At 60.8% G+C, this 19,208-nt stretch carries 16 protein-coding genes; 7 read left to right on the top strand and 9 right to left on the bottom strand.

Features of this window, described 5'->3' with window-relative positions; translation table 11 throughout:
* Positions 1 to 202: 202 nt before the first annotated feature.
* The gene (locus CXY70_RS05305; RefSeq protein WP_104191336.1) at positions 203 to 418 is read left to right on the top strand and encodes a DUF2945 domain-containing protein; all 216 of its coding nucleotides are present in this window, start codon (positions 203 to 205) and stop codon (positions 416 to 418) included.
* Positions 419 to 526: 108 nt separating this feature from the next.
* Here CXY70_RS05305 and CXY70_RS05300 read toward each other — a convergent pair whose 3' ends face one another.
* A complete protein-coding gene (locus CXY70_RS05300; protein WP_199183376.1) occupies positions 527 to 1,738 on the bottom strand; it encodes an FAD-binding domain-containing protein in 1,212 nt (403 codons plus the stop codon).
* A gap of 254 nt (positions 1,739 to 1,992) precedes the next feature.
* Here CXY70_RS05300 and CXY70_RS05295 point away from each other — a divergent pair, with 254 nt between their 5' ends.
* A complete protein-coding gene (locus tag CXY70_RS05295; protein WP_104191335.1) occupies positions 1,993 to 2,826 on the top strand; it encodes a bacteriorhodopsin-like in 834 nt (277 codons plus the stop codon).
* 97 nt (positions 2,827 to 2,923) lie between these two features.
* Here the strand turns inward: CXY70_RS05295 and CXY70_RS05290 are convergent, their stop codons facing one another.
* Positions 2,924 to 4,759, bottom strand: coding sequence for a glycoside hydrolase family 2 protein (locus CXY70_RS05290; protein WP_104191334.1), 1,836 nt, complete (start codon positions 4,757 to 4,759; stop codon positions 2,924 to 2,926).
* Positions 4,760 to 4,814: 55 nt separating this feature from the next.
* Positions 4,815 to 5,828 carry a LacI family DNA-binding transcriptional regulator gene (locus CXY70_RS05285; RefSeq protein WP_104191333.1) on the bottom strand — a complete coding sequence of 338 codons (1,014 nt, stop codon included), beginning with the start codon at positions 5,826 to 5,828 and terminating at the stop codon, positions 4,815 to 4,817.
* A gap of 219 nt (positions 5,829 to 6,047) precedes the next feature.
* On the opposite strand from CXY70_RS05285, the gene CXY70_RS05280 reads away from it, so the two are divergent.
* From CXY70_RS05280 to CXY70_RS05260, 5 genes are read left to right on the top strand one after another with little or no spacing between them, the layout of a single operon-like run.
* Positions 6,048 to 7,355, top strand: coding sequence for an ABC transporter substrate-binding protein (locus CXY70_RS05280; RefSeq protein ID WP_104191332.1), 1,308 nt, complete (start codon positions 6,048 to 6,050; stop codon positions 7,353 to 7,355).
* A gap of 3 nt (positions 7,356 to 7,358) precedes the next feature.
* Positions 7,359 to 8,372: a carbohydrate ABC transporter permease gene (locus tag CXY70_RS05275; RefSeq protein WP_104191331.1), complete on the top strand. Its 1,014-nt coding sequence runs from the start codon at positions 7,359 to 7,361 to the stop codon at positions 8,370 to 8,372.
* The gene (locus CXY70_RS05270; protein WP_233205753.1) at positions 8,369 to 9,247 is read left to right on the top strand and encodes a carbohydrate ABC transporter permease; all 879 of its coding nucleotides are present in this window, start codon (positions 8,369 to 8,371) and stop codon (positions 9,245 to 9,247) included. The genes CXY70_RS05275 and CXY70_RS05270 overlap by 4 nt, the downstream gene beginning before the upstream one ends.
* A 6-nt stretch (positions 9,248 to 9,253) precedes the next feature.
* A complete protein-coding gene (locus CXY70_RS05265; protein WP_233205752.1) occupies positions 9,254 to 10,231 on the top strand; it encodes a glycoside hydrolase family 43 protein in 978 nt (325 codons plus the stop codon).
* A gap of 29 nt (positions 10,232 to 10,260) precedes the next feature.
* Positions 10,261 to 11,202, top strand: a complete 942-nt coding sequence (locus CXY70_RS05260) for an aldose 1-epimerase family protein (protein ID WP_104191329.1) — start codon at positions 10,261 to 10,263, stop codon at positions 11,200 to 11,202.
* 127 nt (positions 11,203 to 11,329) lie between these two features.
* Here the strand turns inward: CXY70_RS05260 and CXY70_RS05255 are convergent, their stop codons facing one another.
* From CXY70_RS05255 to CXY70_RS05230, 6 genes are all read right to left on the bottom strand, one after another.
* Positions 11,330 to 12,640, bottom strand: a complete 1,311-nt coding sequence (locus tag CXY70_RS05255) for an MFS transporter (RefSeq protein WP_104191328.1) — start codon at positions 12,638 to 12,640, stop codon at positions 11,330 to 11,332.
* 222 nt (positions 12,641 to 12,862) lie between these two features.
* Positions 12,863 to 14,047, bottom strand: a complete 1,185-nt coding sequence (locus CXY70_RS05250; protein WP_104191327.1) for a thiolase family protein — start codon at positions 14,045 to 14,047, stop codon at positions 12,863 to 12,865.
* A 45-nt stretch (positions 14,048 to 14,092) separates the two neighbouring features.
* On the bottom strand, positions 14,093 to 15,193 hold the full coding sequence (locus CXY70_RS05245; RefSeq protein ID WP_199183375.1) for a phosphotransferase family protein: 1,101 nt from the start codon (positions 15,191 to 15,193) through the stop codon (positions 14,093 to 14,095).
* Complete coding sequence (locus tag CXY70_RS05240) at positions 15,193 to 16,491, bottom strand: acyl-CoA dehydrogenase family protein (protein WP_104191325.1); 1,299 nt, start codon at positions 16,489 to 16,491, stop codon at positions 15,193 to 15,195. Before CXY70_RS05240 ends, CXY70_RS05245 begins: the two co-directional genes overlap by 1 nt.
* Before the next feature lie 43 nt (positions 16,492 to 16,534).
* On the bottom strand, positions 16,535 to 17,317 hold the full coding sequence (locus CXY70_RS05235) for an SDR family oxidoreductase (protein ID WP_104191324.1): 783 nt from the start codon (positions 17,315 to 17,317) through the stop codon (positions 16,535 to 16,537).
* Positions 17,314 to 18,939, bottom strand: a complete 1,626-nt coding sequence (locus tag CXY70_RS05230; protein ID WP_104191323.1) for a class I adenylate-forming enzyme family protein — start codon at positions 18,937 to 18,939, stop codon at positions 17,314 to 17,316. Before CXY70_RS05230 ends, CXY70_RS05235 begins: the two co-directional genes overlap by 4 nt.
* Between the last annotated feature and the right edge of the window lie 269 nt (positions 18,940 to 19,208).

Genomic DNA, 19,208 nt, shown 5'->3' with positions numbered 1-19,208 from the left:
GGCCAGGACGGGGTGCCCAGCACCACATCGAGGCCGAGTGAATCCGGTCGGACGGAATCGTTCTCCGGTCGGTCCAGCCGGAGAGGTCCGATCGCCGCGGTGGTGGTCGGCTGCTGCTTCGGTGCGACAGACGTGGCCAAATTCAAACAATTTCAACGTCACCGCACTAGCCCAGATTCGCCTCCGTCCGTATGCTGCCAGGATGACAGACTTCAGCAAGGGCGACCGGGTGAGTTGGGCCACACCTCAAGGACGAACTCAGGGTGAAATAGTCGAGAAAAAGACGAGCAACTTTGACTTTGCGGGCCAAACGTTTCACGCCTCGAAAGACGAGCCGGCATTTATCGTGAAATCTGAAAAGACGGGTGCCGAAGCCGCGCACAAGGCCAGCGCCCTTCGCAAGCTGTCACCACGTTAGTGCGCGTTCCACTTTGGCAAAATAAAACCTGGCCAGCCTGCGGTGGGTTTACAGGAGCACAGCCTCACACTCAATCTTGCGCATACCGGTTTGTGAAACACACCTAGGCTATTCCGGCCGCGAAAGATTCTTACGCCACGCCGAAAAACTCTGGACAGATCCGGCGTGCGGTTGGGCAAGCCAGGGCCACGGATGAAGCTCCACGGCGGATGGGGCGTATTTCGCGAAGCTTGGAACCGGAGCCCAGGTCATCGCGGCCGTGAGTTCTGGAGCGATCAATCTTGGGTCTCCGAGATGTACGACCACATCGCGCCGCGTCGCCAAATCCTGCAGTGTCTCGACGAAAAAGACCAGCCTCTTGCTCGAAAGCTGAAGTTTTTCAAGAGCTGGTTCGTCGAAGATAAAGACGGCCGGCAGTTGTGGATGCGCGAGAAGAGCCGGATCCGCATCGCCCAGCGATTCGACGGTGAGCAAAACCGATTGTGGCGTGGAGCGCGAGACCACCGTGGTGGGACCTTGGGTGGTCGCAAGGTCGTCGTCCCGCACGAGCAGCGGAGTCGGATTCGACACTGGCCGCAGATCCAGGTCTGACGGAAAGTTTTGAATCGGGCAGTTGCGGTTGAGGGGGCAGGCCGCACACAACTGAGGCGCGCGTTTCTCGACCTGCCAACGTGCGAATCCATAGGGTTTGCTCGAGCCTGCGCCAACCGTCCACTGCCACCCCAGCAGGTTGGCAGCGCGAGAACCGTCGAGCAGGTGTCGATGAAAATACTCCTGCCCGGCCACCCATCCCGCTCCGGATCGCACCGTGTACTGTGAGGCGAGCCACATACGAGACTGGTTCACCAGCCAGCCGTCCGTTTCCAGACTCGAAAGTGCCCAGTCAACGCACGCCATTTCGCGGGGCCAGGCCGCTGGCGCAAATTCCCCCGACCATGCAACGTCGAACCGCAAATTGCGGTGCAGATGCATGCCGACGCGAGCATATAAATGTCGGGCGTATTCCTGCCAGAGTAATTCGTCGCGGAATTTTGAGACATCCGGTGCCGGTCCTGCTGCGACCGCGTTCCAGACCTCCGGTAAGGGAAGCAACCCGTGACGAATGTAGGGCGACAGTCGGGAGGCTCCGCGACCCGATTCCGGAAGTACTCGGTTGCGCGTCGCGGCATACCCGGCCACGTCGAACGCGGCGAGGGCAGCATCCGCCGCCGTTTGGCCACCGCGGATGTCGGGACTCGCCCTGATTCGATCGCTCACGAGGTGCGACAGGTGTCGATTCACAACAGCTTCCGCGGAAACACCAGCAAGGGCAATGATCACTCGGTGATTCTAACGCCCGACGATATGGAAGTTCGAGACAAGATGTCGATCCCGTGCAGGGGTGCAGGTCGGTTGATATAGAAGAAAGAGTCCAGGGAAAAACCCAAAGTCGGCCAACGTTTCGAGAATTCGTTCGCAATTGGCTGGCAAACTCCTGTCGGCCGGAGTACGTTGTGACACATAACCAAGTTAGCTATTTATTCTCGTTTGATTCCCGCCGTTTCGGCGCATGCTCGTGACCAGCAAAGGACATCGTGATACCTGACTCCCTGACCCAGATCCAGTACGACACCATTTATAACGTGTTCTCCCTCGTGATCGCTTCGCAGCTGTTCACGTCTGTTTTTCTGGTCATCTGCCTGCCGCGAGTACTTCCGCGCTACCGCCAGGCTATGACCGTCGCGGCCATCGTCTGTGGCATTGCGGCGTACCACTACTTCCGCATTTTCAACTCCTTCACCGACGCGTTTGTTACGGACGCCGTCGGTGGCCGCGGGAGTTACTCGCAAGTTGCCGGAGCATCCTTCAACGAGGGCTACCGCTACGTCGACTGGCTGCTCACCGTGCCGCTGCTGCTGCTTGAGCTCGTAGCCGTTCTGGCCCTGGCGCGCAAGGTGCAAAGCAGTCTCCTGACGCGCCTGATCCCCGCTGCCGCTCTCATGATCGCCCTCGGCTACCCCGGCGAGATGGCCTCTGACAACCTCACTCGCGGCATCTTCGGCCTGCTGTCCTCGATCCCATTCGCGTACATCCTCTACGTGCTCTTTGTGGAGCTGACTCGATCGCTGGAACGTCAGCCCGCCACGGTGCGCAAAACCATAAGCCTGCTGCGCCTGCTGCTGCTGGCCACCTGGGGCGTTTACCCGATTGCCTACCTACTGCCCGGCATCGGCATCGACGGATCCGACGCCTGGGTCGGCCTGCAAATCGGCTACTCCGTGGCCGACATCCTCGCCAAGTGCCTCTACGGCCTGATCATCTACCGCATCGCGCGCATGAAATCCTTCGCCGACGATCAGACCTTCGCCAACTCCGAACTGTCCTTGGAAGACGCTGCAAGCTTCAAGCGTTCCACGACCAACTCGTAGTTGCCGCTGAAGTTCATCGCGGTGCCAGCGCAGCGATCGGCTGGCGGTGAGCCAGCGACCGGAGTCTCAACCAGTCAGTTTGATGCAGGGACGGCCGTCACTCGGACCGTGGCGCGCCTTCCCCGGACACAATGCTGCGGATAACGGCGATCGGCAGTTTGGGCTTCCGGTTCGCGTCGGTCAGTCCGTTCGTCTCCTGCATGGTGTCCGTGAGCTGGGTGTAACAGAAGCCGGAGAGAATTGGGTTGTCCCGAAGACTGCCGACGAGACCTGACACTCGACTTTCGAAGTCCTCATAGCTCGTTGCTGTCGTGTAACCCCAGGAATCATCGGCAGCGTCCGGCGCGAAGCTGACCCCGCCGAATTCGGTGACCATAATCGACTGGCCGTCGATCTCTCGGGGGATGAGCTGAAGGCGCCGGCCGGCCGGCCCCATACCCGCAACCAAGGCACGGATGGCGTCGACGTCCCGGTAGTTGGCATCAAGCTGTTCAGCCGTACCGGCGTAATCATGGATCGTAAGAATGTCAGAAATCGCGTGCTCCCAGCCGTCATTGGAAATGACGGGGCGGCTCGGATCGAGCGATCGGGTCAGATGGTAGAGCGACTGGGCGAAGCTCATCTGGGCGTCGTCATGTGCGATCTGTTGAACGCCCCAACTCTCATTGAGGGGAACCCAGGTGACTATTGACGGATGCGATCGGTCACGGCGCACCACGTCGGTCCATTCGCGGGTGACTCGCGACACTGCCTCCGAAGAGAACTCGTAGGTGCTCCCCATTTCACCCCAAATGAGAAGTCCGAGCCGATCCGCCCAATAAAGAAATCGTGGGTCCTCGACCTTTTCGTGAATTCTAGCTGCGTTGAACCCGAGGGCCTTTATCAGCTCCACCTCGGCACGCAAAGCTTCGGCTGACGGGGCAGCGAGATGCGACTGTGGCCAGTAGCCCTGCTCGAGCACCGATCGTACAAAATAAGGTCGGTCATTGAGTAAGAACCTACCGCTGGCGACGCTGGCGCTGCGTAGCCCGAAATACGAGTCAGACTCGTCGAGAACGCTTCCATCCTCAGCAATGATTGACACATGCGCGTCGATAAGTCGCGGATTTTCCGGCGACCATAACAGAGCTTCGAAGGCCTGACCGTTTGACTGTCGCGCAATCTGAATGGTTGCCCGAGAGCGAGGCTCCAGGGTCGAGTAGGACTGCCTGGCAAGGATTTCGCCCGCGATGGACAGTTCTACCTGCACGCTTACTCCGGTCGCCGGTCGTCGGCTCAGGCCCACCTCGATTTCAACGTTCCCGGCCTGTGCATTCGGGGTCCAATTCAGTGCCTCGATGCGCTGGTCCGGCACTGACTCGAGCCAGACCGGCTGCCAGATCCCTGTCGTACGGTGGTACCAAATCACGTGCGGCTCTTCAAGCCAGTCCTGTTTGCCGCGCGGCTGAGCGACGTCGTGAGGGTCATCCTCAGCACGAACTACAAGCACGCAGTCCTTGTGGAGCGTTAGCGCTTCGGTGACGTCAAAAAAGAATGGCGTCTGGCCGCCCTCGTGTGACCCGATGAACTGGCCATCGATCCATACAGATGCGCGGTAGTCGACCGCCCCAAAATGCAATATCACTCGTTCACGCTCTAGAGATCGACCACTCGCGGCTATGTCTTCTGTGCTGATGACGCGCGAGTACCAGACGACAGGGTGGAAGCCAGGGTCACTGATTCCGGACATCTCCGACTCGGGGGGAAATGGAACTGTGATGACCTGGCTGAGGTGCGAAGCATGTGCGAACCAGCGTTCGGTTTTGCCAATGTCCCGGTCGTCGTGTTCGAATGCCCACTTGCCGGCGAGGTCGTGCCAATTCGGGCGGACAAGTTGGGGGCGGGGGTATACGCCACCCTGGGCACTGGCAGAAATCCGGAGAGAACGCGACATACCGCAATCATGCCGCCAAATTACAGCGCTGTAAAGTTTCGCGAAATTGAGGATGCTACGGAGTAAGTGGAGCGCTCTCGCGCACCGCGAGCGAATGCCCCGCGATCATGTGCCGACCAACGCCTCGGTATCCAGCAATCCGTTCCTCGAGAAGATCGAAGGCAGCCGCGACAAGTTCGGTCTTTTTCGGCGCCACCGAGGTGAGGGTCGGGGAGGTGTATGCAGCCAGAAAGGTGTTGTCCCAGCCGACCACAGCCACGTCTCCGGGTACCGATCGGCCGGAATTATGGAGGGCCTTCAGCGCGCCGATCGCGAACCGGTCGTCGCGGCAGACCACACCGTCGAAATGCACCCCGCGCTCGATCGCCTCAGCGACTGAACTAAGGCCAGCTTCCGCTGTGAATTCCAGCGCAGTGAAGACGAGCTCGGGATCCAATCGAATCCCTGCTTCCAGCAGGCCCTGTTGGTAGCCAAGAAGACGCTGATTCGTCGAACCAGTGATGTCGGCCGCGATGACTCCGAGGAAAGCGATGCGGCGGCATCCGCTTGCCAGAAGATGCCGCGTAGCATCGAGAGCGGCCGAGACATTGTCGATCATCACGTGGTCGGTCATAACTGGCATAGCGGCCTCGCCGAGTAAAACCAGGGGAGTGCCAGCATCGAGCCTGGCAATGTCGAGCGTTTCCATGCGGACGGGGTGAAAGATCACGCCGTCGACCAACCCCGCTTCGCGATCGCTGAGTACCGCTCGCTCTAAATCAGGATCGCTCAAAGTCTGCTCGATGATGACGCGGTATCCCCGCCGAGTTGCTTCCTCGGCCAGATGGCGTGAAAGCTCCGAAAAGTACGGGTGGTCGATTTCAGGGATGGCCAGGGCAATCATTCCGGTTTTGCCGGTAGCCAGGCGCCGTGCCGTCAGGTTGGGGCGATACCCGAGCTGGTCAATGGCGGCTTGCACCTTTTCGCGAAGGGCTGGGGCCACGTGGGGATAGCTGTGAACGACGTTCGAGACGGTCTTCATGGACACGCCCGCAAGTTCCGCAACGTCAATGAGTCGAATTCTTGCCATATTGGTTCCGTCCGGTCCGGTCCGGTCTATCCTAGGGCGGCTGCGGCCGGCGCTGGAAACGGCATGTACGTCGGATGTGCACGATGTAGACAAATATCTTTCTAGCGCTGTACATTATCGGAAGGCGCTTGTTTGCCGCACCATGACGTGCGGGGAGAATGTAGCCGGCTTTGCGCATGAGTCGCAGAGCAATGTTTTCGATGAGGAGGACGAACGATCATGAAGCAGAAAGACTTCTCCGGGCGACGAGTACTCGGGGTCACCGCTCTCGGTGCCGCACTCGCGCTGGTTCTCGCCGGATGCTCCGCGGGCGGAGCCGAACAGACGGCGAGTGAGCCCTTCACCGGTGAATACGCCGGGCCTGAGGTTGAGCTGTCTTACTGGAACGGATTCACCGGTGGTGATGGCCCGTTCATGGAGACGATGGTCGCTGAGTTCAATGCGGAACACGACAACATCAAGGTTGTCTCAAACACGATGCAATGGATTGACTTCTACCAGCGCCTTCCCGCCGCAGTGACCGCTGGAGAGGGCCCGGACGTCGGCGTCATGCACCTGGACCAGCTCGCGACCAATGCTGCGCGAAACGTCATCGTACCGATCGACGATCTCACCGAGGAGTTGGGTCTGACGTCGGATGACTTCACCAAGGACGTCTGGGATGCCGGCGTCTACAAGGACGCCCGATACGGCATTCCGCTCGACGTGCACTCCCTGGCCATGTACTACAACACCGAACATTTCGCCGCAGCGGGGATCACGGAGGCCCCAACCGATGCGGCTTCCTTGCAGGATGCGCTCGTCAAGCTTCAGGCGGCTGGCTATGAAACTCCCTTCTGGATGCCGACGAGGTGGCCGAGCCACCTCATGAATCTCTCCGTGCTCTGGCAGAACGGCGGTGAACCGTACGGCGACGACGGAGCAACGTTCGATTCAGCGGCCGGGGTAGAGGCACTTGAGTGGCAGCGCTCCCTCGTGGACGACGGATATAGCCCGAGTGACGTCGCTATCGACTCTCAATATGTCGCGTTCAAGAACGGTGAGACCTCGATCACCTGGGATGGCATCTGGCAGATCAACGATCTCGTCGAGTCCGGTCTTGCGTACGCGGTCGCCCCGATTCCCACAATCGGCGAAACAGACGCTGTGTGGGCCAACTCCCACAACTTCTTCCTTCCGCGCCAGAGCAACGCCGACCAGAACAAGGTCAACGCGTCGAAGGTCTTCATCGCCTGGATGAGCGAGCAGTCGGCTGAGTGGGCAGGCTCGGGCATGATCCCCGCTCGTCAGTCAGTGCGCGATGGTGGCGCACTCAAGGGGCTCCCGCAGGAAGCAATCGCGGGGACGATCGATTCGATGCGTTTCCTGCCGCCCATTCCCGGGATCGGCCAAGTGCAGGCCGAGACCCTCGAAATCGCCGTCGCCGACGGGGTTCAGGGAACGACAACGCCGAGTGAGGCGCTCAAAAAAGCCGCCGACTCGGCGACGCAACTCATGGACGACAACAAAGCCTCGTTCGGGGGCTGACCTATGTCGACGAAGGTTGGTGAGCGCGCACTTCCTCCGGGGAGGGCGCGCCGCCCCTCGGCTTCTGAACCGGAGTCGCAGAAGAAACGTGGAGTACGAGCGGGCACTCGGCAACAGGGGATAGCAACGCCCTGGCTCTTTCTCACCCCTTACCTGCTATTGTTCGGCAGCTTCGTCATCCTCCCGGCAGTTCTCGGGGTGTGGATCAGTTTTCATTCCTGGGACTACACCTTGCCAAACAAACCCTTCGTCGGCCTAGACAACTACGTCGCTTTGTTCTCGCCCGGATCGACGGTTTTCGGACCCTTCTGGGGATCAATGCGGGCCACTGGAATCTTCACGGTACTCAGCGTGCCGCTGCTCCTGATCGTTCCACTGGCCGTTGCATTGCTCATGAGCAAGAAGTTTCCCGGACGGGACTTTCTCCGAGCCATCTATTTCGCCCCCTACGTGCTCGGCGTCGCCGTCATTTCGGTACTCTGGCGGTACCTGCTCGACAACAATATTGGACTCGTGAACCACTATCTGGGACTTCTCGGACTCCCGGACGACACGGCGTGGACAACAACGACGCCTGCGGCCTGGGTCGCGCTCGTGGGAGTGACCGTCTGGTGGACGCTCGGCTTCAACGCCGTCATCTACCTTGCCGGTCTTCAGGACATCCCGACCGAGCTCTATGAAGCCGCGCGCGTTGATGGGGCCGGACCGTGGATGCAGTTTCTGCACGTGACGATCCCCGGACTCAAGCCCATTCTGTCATTCATCACGATCATCACCCTCCTCGCATCCGCCAATATGTTTGGTCAGTCCTATCTCATGACCCAGGGTGGCCCCGGACGTGAAACGCGCACGGCCATTTATCAGATCGCCGACACGGGTCTACGCAACTTTCAGATGGGCAGCGCAGCAGCGATGAGTTACGTGCTCACCGTCTTCCTCATGGCGATCAGTGCCTTTGTTTTCTATATTTTTCGCGAGAAACAGCCCAGGAAGCTCAAGAAGGAGGCGCGCTCGTGAGCAATTTCACGGCGACGGTCCGTGCGGCATCTCGAGCACGCCGTGCACGCCGGCGGAGTGGCAATATCACTCGAGTCGTCGTTCTCGGCGCAATCGCAATCGCGTTCATCAGCCCGATCATCTTCATGATCGTGACCAGCCTCAAGACCCGGGCCGACGCGACTGCTATTCCACCGTCGTGGATTCCCGATCCGATTTCTCTGCAAGCTTTTGCGTCTATCCTGGCCCCAGGGACCGCGACTCCGGTGCTGCAATGGTTCGCAAACAGCATGGTCGCAGCCGCCCTCAACGCCACGCTGGTCGTCATCACGGCGTCTCTCGCGGCGTATCCGCTTGCGCGAATGCAGTTTCGCGGCAAGAATTTCGTCTTCGTCATCATCGTTGCGACTTTGCTGGTGCCGCCGGTGATCCTGGTGATTCCCAATTACCTCATCGTGAGTGAACTGGGGTGGCTCAACTCGCTCGTCGCGATCATCGTTCCAACGGCGGCATCCGCTTTCGGAGTGTTCTTCATGCGACAGTTCTTCGTTGGCCTGCCCGTGGAGTTGGAGGAGGCCGCCCGGCTCGACGGGGCGAACCGATTCGTGATCTTCACGCAAGTAGTTCTGCCGCTCGCTAAGCCCGCGCTTGCAACACTCGCGCTGCTCGCTTTTCTCGGCAACTGGAATGACTTCCTCTGGCCCGTCTACGTCTTATTCAGCCCGGAAGTACAAACGCTGCCCGCTGGCCTGTCCACGCTGCAATCGGCAAATGCAGTGCGCTACGACCTACTGATGGCCGGCGCCGTCGTCGCGAGCGTGCCAGTGCTCGCGCTGTTCATCTTTCTCCAGCGCTTCATCATTGAGGGCGTTTCTCGCTCCGGCGTCAAGGGATAGCACCCGATGAAGTCAGCTCGCCGCGCAGCGTTAGCCTCGGTGTCGGCAGCAATTATGACCGTCCTCGCGGTGACCGGCTGCACGGCGGCTGCAGAGCAATCGGCGCTCGCCACAGCCGGCGCCCCAGTACTCAACGCGAATTTTGCTGATCCCGACGTGATGAAGGTGGACGGCACGTACTTTGCGTATGCCACCAACGACAACAACCGCAACGTGCAAGTCGCCTCCTCCACCGATCTTGTCGATTGGGACGTCCTTCCCGACGCTTTGCCGGAGCTGCCGAACTGGATTATTCCGGGGAAGACCTGGGCACCCGAAGTAACGAGGCTCACCGACAATTCCTTCGTTATGTACTTCACGGCGACGAACTTTGCGCCAACGCTGCAGTGCATCGGGGTTGCCACGGCCACCGACCCGGCCGGACCGTTCACCGTTCAGGGCGACGCCATGATCGTGTGTCCCGAAGACCAAGGCGGTGCAATCGATGCAAGCACCGTCGTCATCGACGACGTCCTGTACCTCGTCTGGAAAAATGACGGGAACTGTTGCGAACTCGATACCTGGATTCAGGCGGCTACGCTCTCTCCCGACGGACGCAGCATCACGGGCGATCCCATCAGGATTCTCAAGCAGACCGAAGAGTGGGAGGGCGCCCTGATCGAAGCTCCGACCATTGTGGCTCGAGGGTCAGGACTTGTCATGCTCTACTCCGCGAATTCTTACGGAGGTGACCAATACGCGGTCGGTGCGGCAACAGCTGCCTCAATCGACGGTCCGTGGAGGAAGGAAGTTGGTCCGATCCTTTCGACCGACACTTCGGGCGGTCTATATCGCGGGCCCGGTGGCCAAGACCTCGTCATGGACGTGGGTGGTCAGGACTACATCGTTTTCCATGCGTGGGACAAGGATTACACGTACCGCGCATTGCACGTTGCTGAGATTGATTGGGACGCCGACATTCCTCGGGTCGTGATCCCCGACTGAGCACTCCAACACGAACTGAATGGTGCACCATGGAAAACTCTCTCTCGCTCAGCCCGCTGTCGGGAACCCAATTCGTTCTCGAGGCTGACGGCTACACCGCCTCGATCGCAAGCATTGGCGCGAGCCTTCGATCGCTCCAGTACCGCGGGCGGAACCTCATCGTTCCGTTCGATGCCGACCAGGTGCGACCGTTTTTTCGCGGCGCCATCCTGGCACCGTGGCCGAACCGAGTCGTTGATGGACGGTACACATTTGATGACGTCGAGCAACAGCTCAGCATTACGGAACCGTCGCGGGGACACGCTCTCCACGGACTCGCGTCCTGGCTGGACTTTGCTGTGGTGAGGCAGACGACGCGTCGGCTGGTTCTCGGAGCAACGATCGAGGCGCAACCTGGATACCCGCACCGGGTGACACTGGAGGTGGCTTTTGCGCTCGACGCCGGGGGCCTTCGAACGACAGTGACGGCAGTGAATGCCGGCCCCAACGCCGCCCCGTTTGGTATCGCTCCGCACCCCTATCTTGTCGCCGGCGAGGGCCGCGTCGACGACTGGACGCTCGAACTCCCCGCCAGGCAAATACTGACCGTGACTCCTGACCGTCTCATTCCTCTTCGCCTTCGTGACGTCACTGAAAGTGATCTCGCCGCCTTTGATTTTCGCGCGCCACGTACGATCGATGACACCTTTATCGACCATGCCTTCACTGGCTTCGACCGGGACGAGGAAGGCAACGCGACGGTTCGAGTGACAACGAGCGCCGGCAGTGGCGTGGCACTGAGCTTTGATGGCGAATGCCCGTGGGTTCAAGTGCACACCGCTGATCAACCCACACCCGCTATTGACAGAATCGGACTAGCCGTGGAACCAATGACCTGTCCACCGGATGCCTTCAACTCCGGGGTGGACCTGAACGTCCTCGAGCCGGGAGGCTCGGCAGGCGCCTCCTGGACGATTCGAGCCATGGACTAGTCAGCCGCCGCCCCGTACCGTCCGAGACGGCTCCAACCGTTCTAAACACTCCGACGCGTTCTGACAGGTGCGAGAACTGGCCGCCATGCCGGCGGTGGAACATGGAGCCGCACCACCGCCGACAGATTCAAGCGTCTTTCAAGTCGATGCCCTTTGTTTCCTTCATGATGAAACAGGCGATCCCCGTGCACGCGCAGAGAACAATGATGTACACGCTGGAGAGCCAGCCAACATCCAGCGAGTTGAAGAGGGCGTTCAAGTAGGGAGCGGTACCGCCGAACACGGCCACTGAAATGGAATAGGCGAAACCGATGGCCCTGGTACGAATTCTGGTCGGGAAATTCTCGGAGAGAATTGCCGAGAGCAAAGCACCGGGGATGGCGACGATCACTAAAGCGATCGCCGAGGCGAGCAGGAGCGTCCACCCCGCCGAACCGATCATGGCAGTCAGGGGGAGGGAAAGCGCGATCATGAGGACGGCGAAGATCAGCATCATCGGGCGCCGACCGACTCGGTCGGAAACCCATCCCCAGAGTGGCAGGGTTGCCAGGGCGATCAACTGGGCCGTCAGGGTCATCCAGAAGGCGGTGCCCGAGTCCATGCCTTTCTGGGTGATCGCGTAGGTGGAAGCATACGAGGTCCAGGTGTAGTGGGCCGCTGTCACCCCGGAAGTCATGGCGATCATCAGCACGATTGTTCGGGCAACCTGAGCTTTCGGGAGCGGGGCTGGCTTGTCGGTGCCGGCCGTGTGGTCGTCGAAGACCTCGCTCTCACCCATGTTGCGTCGCATATAGAGAGCCGCAAGGGCGAGGAAAGCGCCGAGGATGAACGGGATACGCCATCCCCAGGCCGCGACACTGTCGTCGGGCATGATGCTGGTCACACCGCCAGCGACACCGTAGGCCAGCACAGACCCGCCGAAGATGGCGATGAAGACAGCGCTGCCCCAGAGTCCGCGATGACGCCGTGGCGCAATTTCGGCCACGTAGGTATAAGCGGTCGCGGTTTCTCCGCCGTGCGCAAACCCTTGGATGACCCTGACCGCGAGCAGCAGGAAGGACGCCCAGGCACCGGCGTTCTGATAGGTCGGCATTACAGCCATGGCCAGGCTTCCGCCGGCCATCATGAGCATTGTCGTGACCAAGACGAATTTGCGCCCGCGCCGGTCGGCGACCAGGCCGAAGACGATGCCGCCAAGCGGTCGCATTAAGAAGCCGACGGCAAAAACTCCGAGGGTGGAGAGGAGTCCGGAGATGGGATCCTCGGGGTTGAACATCGCAGCGGCTATGAACGGCGCAAAGACCGCGTAGGCGCTCCACTCATACCATTCAAGAACGTTGCCGAGAGTACTGGCGATCAGGTCACGCCGCTTCGACCGTTCGGTGACGCCGCTGGTTTCTCTGGCTGTGTCGTTGTCGGTTTCGTCGATCTGGGTCATCAGAAAAGGCTCCTTTGCCTTAAGATATTCACGTCAGTGCACCCCAAGCGGGATGTCGGTGGGTCACAAGCCGGACACTTTGTCGTGTGGGTAGAACCTGGCTCCGGTCGTTCGATCAAACCGCCCTGCTCGCACGGAGGCAGCTTTCGGCAATCCCGCGGCCCATTGGGCCCGGGCCGCCAACACCCACCGTTTTGATCCTCGACATTCCCGTTTGCGGTGTCATGCCTCGTACCTCCTGATCAAAGCGGCGAGTGCTTGGCCGCCGCCGATGCACAGCGTGACGATGCCATATTCCGCGCCGCTGCGCTGCAAATGTCGGGCTGCACGGAGTGTCAGGATGGCGCCGGTCGCCCCGATTGGGTGGCCCAGGGCGATAGCCCCGCCGTAGGGATTGGTCTTTTCTGGATCAAGTTTCAGATCGCGGATGACGGCGACGGACTGGGCCGCGAACGCTTCGTTAAGCTCGACGATCTCAATGTCTGCCGGACTGAGTCCGGTTTCGTCAAAGAGTTTTCGCAGCGCCAAGGCCGGGGCATAGCCCATCAGCGCCGGATCGATCCCGGCCGTCGCGACATATTCCAGAGTAGCCAGGCCACCGAGTCCTCGTTCGCGGGCCGTGCTGTCCTTCATCAGAATAACGGCCGCGGCGCCGTCGTTGATTCCCGATGAGTTGCCGGCGGTCACGCTGCCCCCCGTCTGAAACGCCGGGCGGAGCCCCTCCAGCGTGTCAAGGGTAGTGTCCGGGCGGGGTGCCTCATCGACGGTCACAGTCACTGGCTTCTTTCCGGGAATCAGTACCGGCGTGATTTCATTCTGAAATACCGTCTGGGCTTCCGCGGTGCCCGCTCTGCGTTGGCTCTCCCAGGCAAACTCATCCTGTTCCCGCCGGGACACCCCGTATTTTTTGGCCACGTTCTCGGCCGTAACACCCATGTGCTTTTCGCTGAACGGGTCGGTGAGCATGGCCAGTGTGCCGTCAACTTGGGTGCGGTCTCCCAGTCGAGCATTGCCTCGGGCGTTGTAATCCAGGAAGGGCATCCGGGACATCGATTCATCGCCGCCGGCCAGGATGACGTCGGCTCCGCCCCAGCGCAGCTGCTGAGCAGCCGACCAGATGGCCTGCAGGCCGCTGCCGCAGAGCCTATTGACGGTGAAAGCGGGGGTACGGTCGGGCACGCCGGCTGCCAGAGCAACGCGCCGGGCGTTGTAGGCATCCGCACCGGCTTGGCCGACGCAGCCCATGATGACCTCGTCGATGTCGTCCGTTGTCACGCCGCTGCGCGCCATTGCCGCGGTCGCAGCAATGGCGCCGAGTTGGTGTGCTGGCACGGCCGCCAGGGCCCCGTTGTATTTCCCGACGGGCGTTCTGGCTCCGTCAACGATAACTATCTTCTGCTGTGACACTGCAATCTCACTTCTATGACGTGCAGGGGAATGGCGTGAATGGGTTCAGGAAGCGACGGTCGAGCTGACGCCGGCAAACTGCCGGGCACCGTCCAGTAGTCTCGGGATGCCTTCTTCAAGCGAGGGGCCGAAGCCGGTGTCGCCCGGTCGTTCGCCCTTGAGCCAGCGGGTGTAAATGGCTTCGCAGAAGATGGAGGCTTTCCACAATGCCAGCGTCTGGTACCAGGGCAGCGCGTCCAAATCCAGATGCATCCGCTCGCGGTACCGCGAAATGAGCTGATCGCGGGTGAGATATCCGGGTTCGCGGGTCACGCTGGTCAATTCGAGCGGCGTAGAAAAACTTCCGGGTTCCGAATAGGTTGCCGTGAGATAGCCAAGATCCGCCAACGGGTCACCCACCGTGGCCATTTCCCAGTCCAGGATGGCCATCACGCGTGCCGGAGACGACGGTTCAAACATCAGGTTTCCGGCCCGAAAGTCACCGTGGATCACTGTGACGGCCTGGCTGGTGGGAATATTGCGTTCCAGCCAACTGCCGATGCTGACGACCTCGGGCAGATTCCGGGTGGTGTTCACCTCCCACAGGGCGGAGAAGCGCTGGACCTGTCGTTTTAGGTAGCCTTCCGGGCGCCCGAACGCGGCCAGTTCTCCGGCGGAAACATCCACCTGGTGTAGCTGCACCAGAGTGTCAACAACGGCGGCACTGGTCGCCTCGCGCTGCGCCATGGCACCGAGGTAGCCGGGGATTTGATCGGTGATCACGGTGCCGCTTAGGAAAGACATGATGTAGAAAGGAACGCCGAGCAGCGACTCGTCTTCACAAATGGCGAGAATTTCGGGAACCGGCACCCCCTGTTTTCTGACCAGCTGTTGGATCCGAGCCTCACGAACCATGTCATGGGTGGATCGCGGCAGGGGCGGACGAGGGCCGCGGCGCAACACAAACACCTCCATGCCGCGCTGGAGACGGTAGGTGACATTGGACTGCCCGTCACCAATCCGACACCAGGACAGCGGCCCGATACCGAGCCCTTGGACATCCATGAACTTTTCGACTGCGTCGAGAATGAGAAGAGGCGGCAAGTCCAGCCGCGCTGCTTCGGCGCAGTTGGCGACGACTTCAACGCCGTCGGGAGCGGTGCGCATCAACGGATTCCTGCCAGCTCAGTGTTGAGATCAGCGGCGTGCAGGTCGGCACTACCCGCGGCAGCGGCGTGCAGGTCGGAGCCGAGCACGTCAGCCAAGTACGGCTCGCCCGCATCGACGGCCCGCTTGCGCGCCGCCGAGGCACGCCGGGAGATGGCCCATTTATGGGTTTCATTGGCGCCGTCGTAGATCCGGAACGGGCGCACCTCGTTCAGGTAGGCGGCCAAGGGGAGCCCATCTGAAACACCGTCGCCACCGCAGAGCTGGATGGCGCGGTCGACCACCCGGAAGATCGCTTCCGAGCAGTGCACCTTTGCGATAGAGGACATCGCGGATCCGGCCCGTGGATCCGCCGCGAGCAGCGCGGCGGTCTTCTCGATGATGGCATCGGAGGTTTCGATGTCGATCACGGACTGGGCAATCAGTTCCTGGGCAAGACCCAGGTTCTTCATCGGAGAGCCGAACATTTCGCGGCGCTCGATTCGGTCCAACGCAATGTCCAGGGAGCGCCGGGCCAGTCCGAGCCAGCGCATGCAGTGCGTAAGGCGGGCTGGGCCCAGGCGTACCTGGGCGTATTTGAAGCCGAGTCCGACGGCCCCCAATACCGCATCATCTGTCACAAAGCAGTCGTTGAGATAAATGTGAGGATGACCGCCAGCTATGGCACGGTCCATGGTGTGGATGCTTTCACCGAGCCGGATGCCTTTGTTGTCGAGATCGACCAGGAACATGGTGGCACCGGTCGGGGCGTCTCCGACAGCCGCGGTGCGGGCCATCACGATGCAAAAGGCTGCGCCGTCGGCGCCACTTGTGAATCGTTTGTGACCATTAATGGACCATCCGCCGTCGACCTTTGCCGCTGTGGTGAGCAGGGCGGCCGGATCTGAACCGGCGCCGGGGTGCGGCTCGGTCATTCCGAAGCAGGACCGCGACGTACCGGCGGCCAGGGGCACAAGGTAGCGCTGTTTCTGCGCTTGCGTGGCGATCAGATTCAGCATGTGCATATTGCCTTCGTCGGGCGCCATGCAGTTGAGCGCGGACGCGCCGATCGGGGAATATCCGGCCTCTTGAAAGATCGCGGACCAGTGCTGAATGGGGACGCCTTGGCCGCCGAATTCTTTAGGGACGTGCGGGGCAAAGACATTGGCGGCCTTTGCTGCTGCTTGGAGTCGGTCCCGGGTGGACTGGGCCAGGTGCTCGCCCGGCCTGGGCTCGGCAGGAATAACCGTGTTGCGGATGAACTCGCGGGTGCGGATTCGCAAAGCTTCGACGTCTGCGGGCAGTGACTGGGTGCTCATTATTCTGTTTCCTTTCGCGGCCTGGGCCGATGAGTGGGGGCTGTTAAGCGGTGCCGCCGGCCGCGAGCAGGCCGCCATCAAGGTTGATGACCTGACCGGTGATCCAGGCCGAATCTGAGGACGCGAGAAAGGCAACGGTGGCAGCGATATCCTCGGGGTTGCCAAGGCGGCCCAGAGGATATCTCGCGGCGACTTCCGCCTCCTTGCCTTCGTAGAGGGCCTGAGCGAATTGCGTCTTGACCACCGCCGGTGCAACCGCGTTCACTCGTATCTTCGGTCCCATTTCGACGGCGAGGGTGCGAGTCAGATGCGCTATGGCGGCCTTGGTGACGCCATAGAAACCGATGCCGGGTGCCGGTGTCTGCCCGGTGACCGAAGACACATTAATGACGGTGCCGCCGCGGCCGGCGAAATCGAGGGCAGCGTGGCGGTAAGCATCCTGGATCCAGGCCAGGGTACCGAAGACGTTCACCTCGGTGATCTTGCGCGCGGCGGACAGATCTAGATCCATCACCGAACCGTAGACGGGGTTAATGCCCGCATTGTTGACGAGGACGTCCAGCTGGCCGAATGTTTCGGCGACGGCGTTGAGTACCTCGAGGCGGTGGTCCGGATCGTGGGCTTTGCCAGCGAGGGGGAGTACAGATCCTTTCGGGAACTGGGCGGCCGCAGCGTGTAACGCCTCGGCGTTACGGGCGGTGATACAGACCCGGGCGCCCTCCGCCACCAGCCGCAAGGCGATGGCCAGCCCGATTCCGCGACTGGCGCCCGTGACGATGGCCATCTTGCCCTCAAAGCGGTGCGCTTGGACGGGTTGCTCGCTCATAGTTTGTCTTTCTGGGACGGTACGCCCTGGGCTGCCGTGTTTTCATCACGGAGCTCCTGGCGGCGAATTTTTCCGGTCTGTGTCTTGGGTAAGTCGTCGATGATGTGCACGATGCGGGGGTATTTGTAAGCTGCGAGTCTCTCTTTGGTGAAGGCGATGAGTTCGGCTGGGGTGGCCGGCACACCTGATTTCAGGGACACGAAAGCGACGACGGTTTCGCCACGGTAGTCATCCGCCTGGCCAATCACAGCGGCCTCATGGACAGCTGGATGTTCATACAGCGCGTCCTCGACCTCGCGGGGCCAGACCTTGTACCCGGAGACGTTGATCTGGTCTTTGAGCCGGTCCACTAGATAAATCCAGCCTTGGGTGTCGATGATTGCCACGTCGCCGGTGCGAAACCTGCCTCCGGGCATTGCATGGGAGGTGGCATCCGGATTATTCCAATAACCCGGGATGATTTGAGGGCCAGATAATTCCAGCTCGCCCTGGGTTCCGGGGGGAACGGATTGACCATTCTGGTCGATGATTCTCGCTACAACGTGCGGTAACGGAATGCCGATAGACAGCGTGCCGCTGGAGGCGTCGACCGGCGCCTCGGTAAAGGGCGGGACGGCAACTACACCGGACGTACTTTCGGTTAGTCCATAGGCATTGTGGATGTAGACGCCGAAGCGCGTTCTGAATCGTTCCACGGTGGACGGCGGGATTGGTGCCCCGCCGGAATACAGAGTCTTAACGGCGGCAAAATGGCTGGCATTGGCGTGTGGAAGCGCCAAAATCGCGTTGAAAACGGTAATCGAGCCGATGGTAAAGCTGACCCTATGCTCGGCGAAGGCTTCTAACACGACATCAGGGTCAAAACGGCCCGTAAAAACCAGGGTTGTGTCGGTGAATAGAGAGATCGCAGCGTTAATCACGGCGCCAGTGATATGAAATAGTGGGGCCACGGCCATGACGACGTCACCGGGGGCGAGCCGTGCAAATCGGCCAAACGTCGTGGCGACGGCCAAGACGTTTTCGTGGGTGTTCATGGCGCCCTTTGGCGGCCCGGTCGTACCAGAGGTATAGGTCAAGAGCGCCACGTCGTAGCGGGTCAGATCAATGTCAGCGGGTCGCAAGCCGTCGAATTCGCGAATCAGCGCCGCGACGTCTCCGTCAACCGAAGCCGCCGGGCGAGTTGTCATGTCACAGCTACGGGGATCGTTTCGCGTCTGAAAGTCACGCGCAGAGGTACTGATGAGCCAGCAAGCCGTGCCTCCGGCAAGCGTTTGACGAGTTTCCGACACAGCCGTATCGGCACAAATAACACCGATTGCACCCGAGTCGTCAACGAGGCGACGCAGCTCTCGACGTTTGTACATGGGGTTCAGCAAGAGTGCCGTCGCGCCCAATTTCCAGAGGGCAAGCAGGGCCAGTGCATAGTGCGGGGTGTTCTGGAGGTAGATACCTACCCGGGCACCGCGAATTGTGCCGCGGGCCGCGAGCGCTACAGCGAGAGCGTCGGAGGCACGGTCGACTTCGGCGGCAGTCATCCTGCCATCGAAATAGCGTAGTGCGACGCGCTCCGGATTGGCGGCGACGCGGGCCTTCCACGCCTCCACGGTGGACTCATACCGCATCCCCGCATGTACTTTCGTGCTCAACACGTCTGGTGCGGTCTGAGAATCCTCTCCGGTGTTGATCCGAGAACGACTCTGTACGGCAGAGCCGATCTCACAACGGTTGGTCAAAGATGAACGAGTCACGGCAGCCGCCCCTCTCCGGCATCGTCGCCGGAATTGACTTTACTAACTCCTACCGAGCGATCGCTCGGTAGGAGTTAGTCTGGAGTAGACGTCATCATCTGTCAAGACAGACAATGGCATTCAGGCATGAACAGGTGAAGGAG

Origin of the sequence: Cryobacterium sp. Y82 (assembly GCF_002929495.1) — a bacterium.
Taxonomy (GTDB): domain Bacteria; phylum Actinomycetota; class Actinomycetes; order Actinomycetales; family Microbacteriaceae; genus Cryobacterium; species Cryobacterium serini.
Note: the sequence above shows the minus strand (reverse complement) of the source record. Positions and strands in the feature narration are given on the sequence as shown.

Coding starts and splice junctions, on each gene's coding strand:
- CXY70_RS05305 (WP_104191336.1), top strand. CDS start 203: ATGACAGACTTCAGCAAGGGCGACCGGGTGAGTTGGGCCACACCTCAA.
- CXY70_RS05245 (WP_199183375.1), bottom strand. CDS start 15,193: ATGCGCACCGCTCCCGACGGCGTTGAAGTCGTCGCCAACTGCGCCGAA.
- CXY70_RS05280 (WP_104191332.1), top strand. CDS start 6,048: ATGAAGCAGAAAGACTTCTCCGGGCGACGAGTACTCGGGGTCACCGCT.
- CXY70_RS05240 (WP_104191325.1), bottom strand. CDS start 16,491: ATGAGCACCCAGTCACTGCCCGCAGACGTCGAAGCTTTGCGAATCCGC.
- CXY70_RS05260 (WP_104191329.1), top strand. CDS start 10,261: ATGGAAAACTCTCTCTCGCTCAGCCCGCTGTCGGGAACCCAATTCGTT.
- CXY70_RS05275 (WP_104191331.1), top strand. CDS start 7,359: ATGTCGACGAAGGTTGGTGAGCGCGCACTTCCTCCGGGGAGGGCGCGC.
- CXY70_RS05290 (WP_104191334.1), bottom strand. CDS start 4,759: ATGTCGCGTTCTCTCCGGATTTCTGCCAGTGCCCAGGGTGGCGTATAC.
- CXY70_RS05265 (WP_233205752.1), top strand. CDS start 9,254: ATGAAGTCAGCTCGCCGCGCAGCGTTAGCCTCGGTGTCGGCAGCAATT.
- CXY70_RS05230 (WP_104191323.1), bottom strand. CDS start 18,939: ATGCGGTATGAGTCCACCGTGGAGGCGTGGAAGGCCCGCGTCGCCGCC.
- CXY70_RS05235 (WP_104191324.1), bottom strand. CDS start 17,317: ATGAGCGAGCAACCCGTCCAAGCGCACCGCTTTGAGGGCAAGATGGCC.
- CXY70_RS05255 (WP_104191328.1), bottom strand. CDS start 12,640: ATGACCCAGATCGACGAAACCGACAACGACACAGCCAGAGAAACCAGC.
- CXY70_RS05285 (WP_104191333.1), bottom strand. CDS start 5,828: ATGGCAAGAATTCGACTCATTGACGTTGCGGAACTTGCGGGCGTGTCC.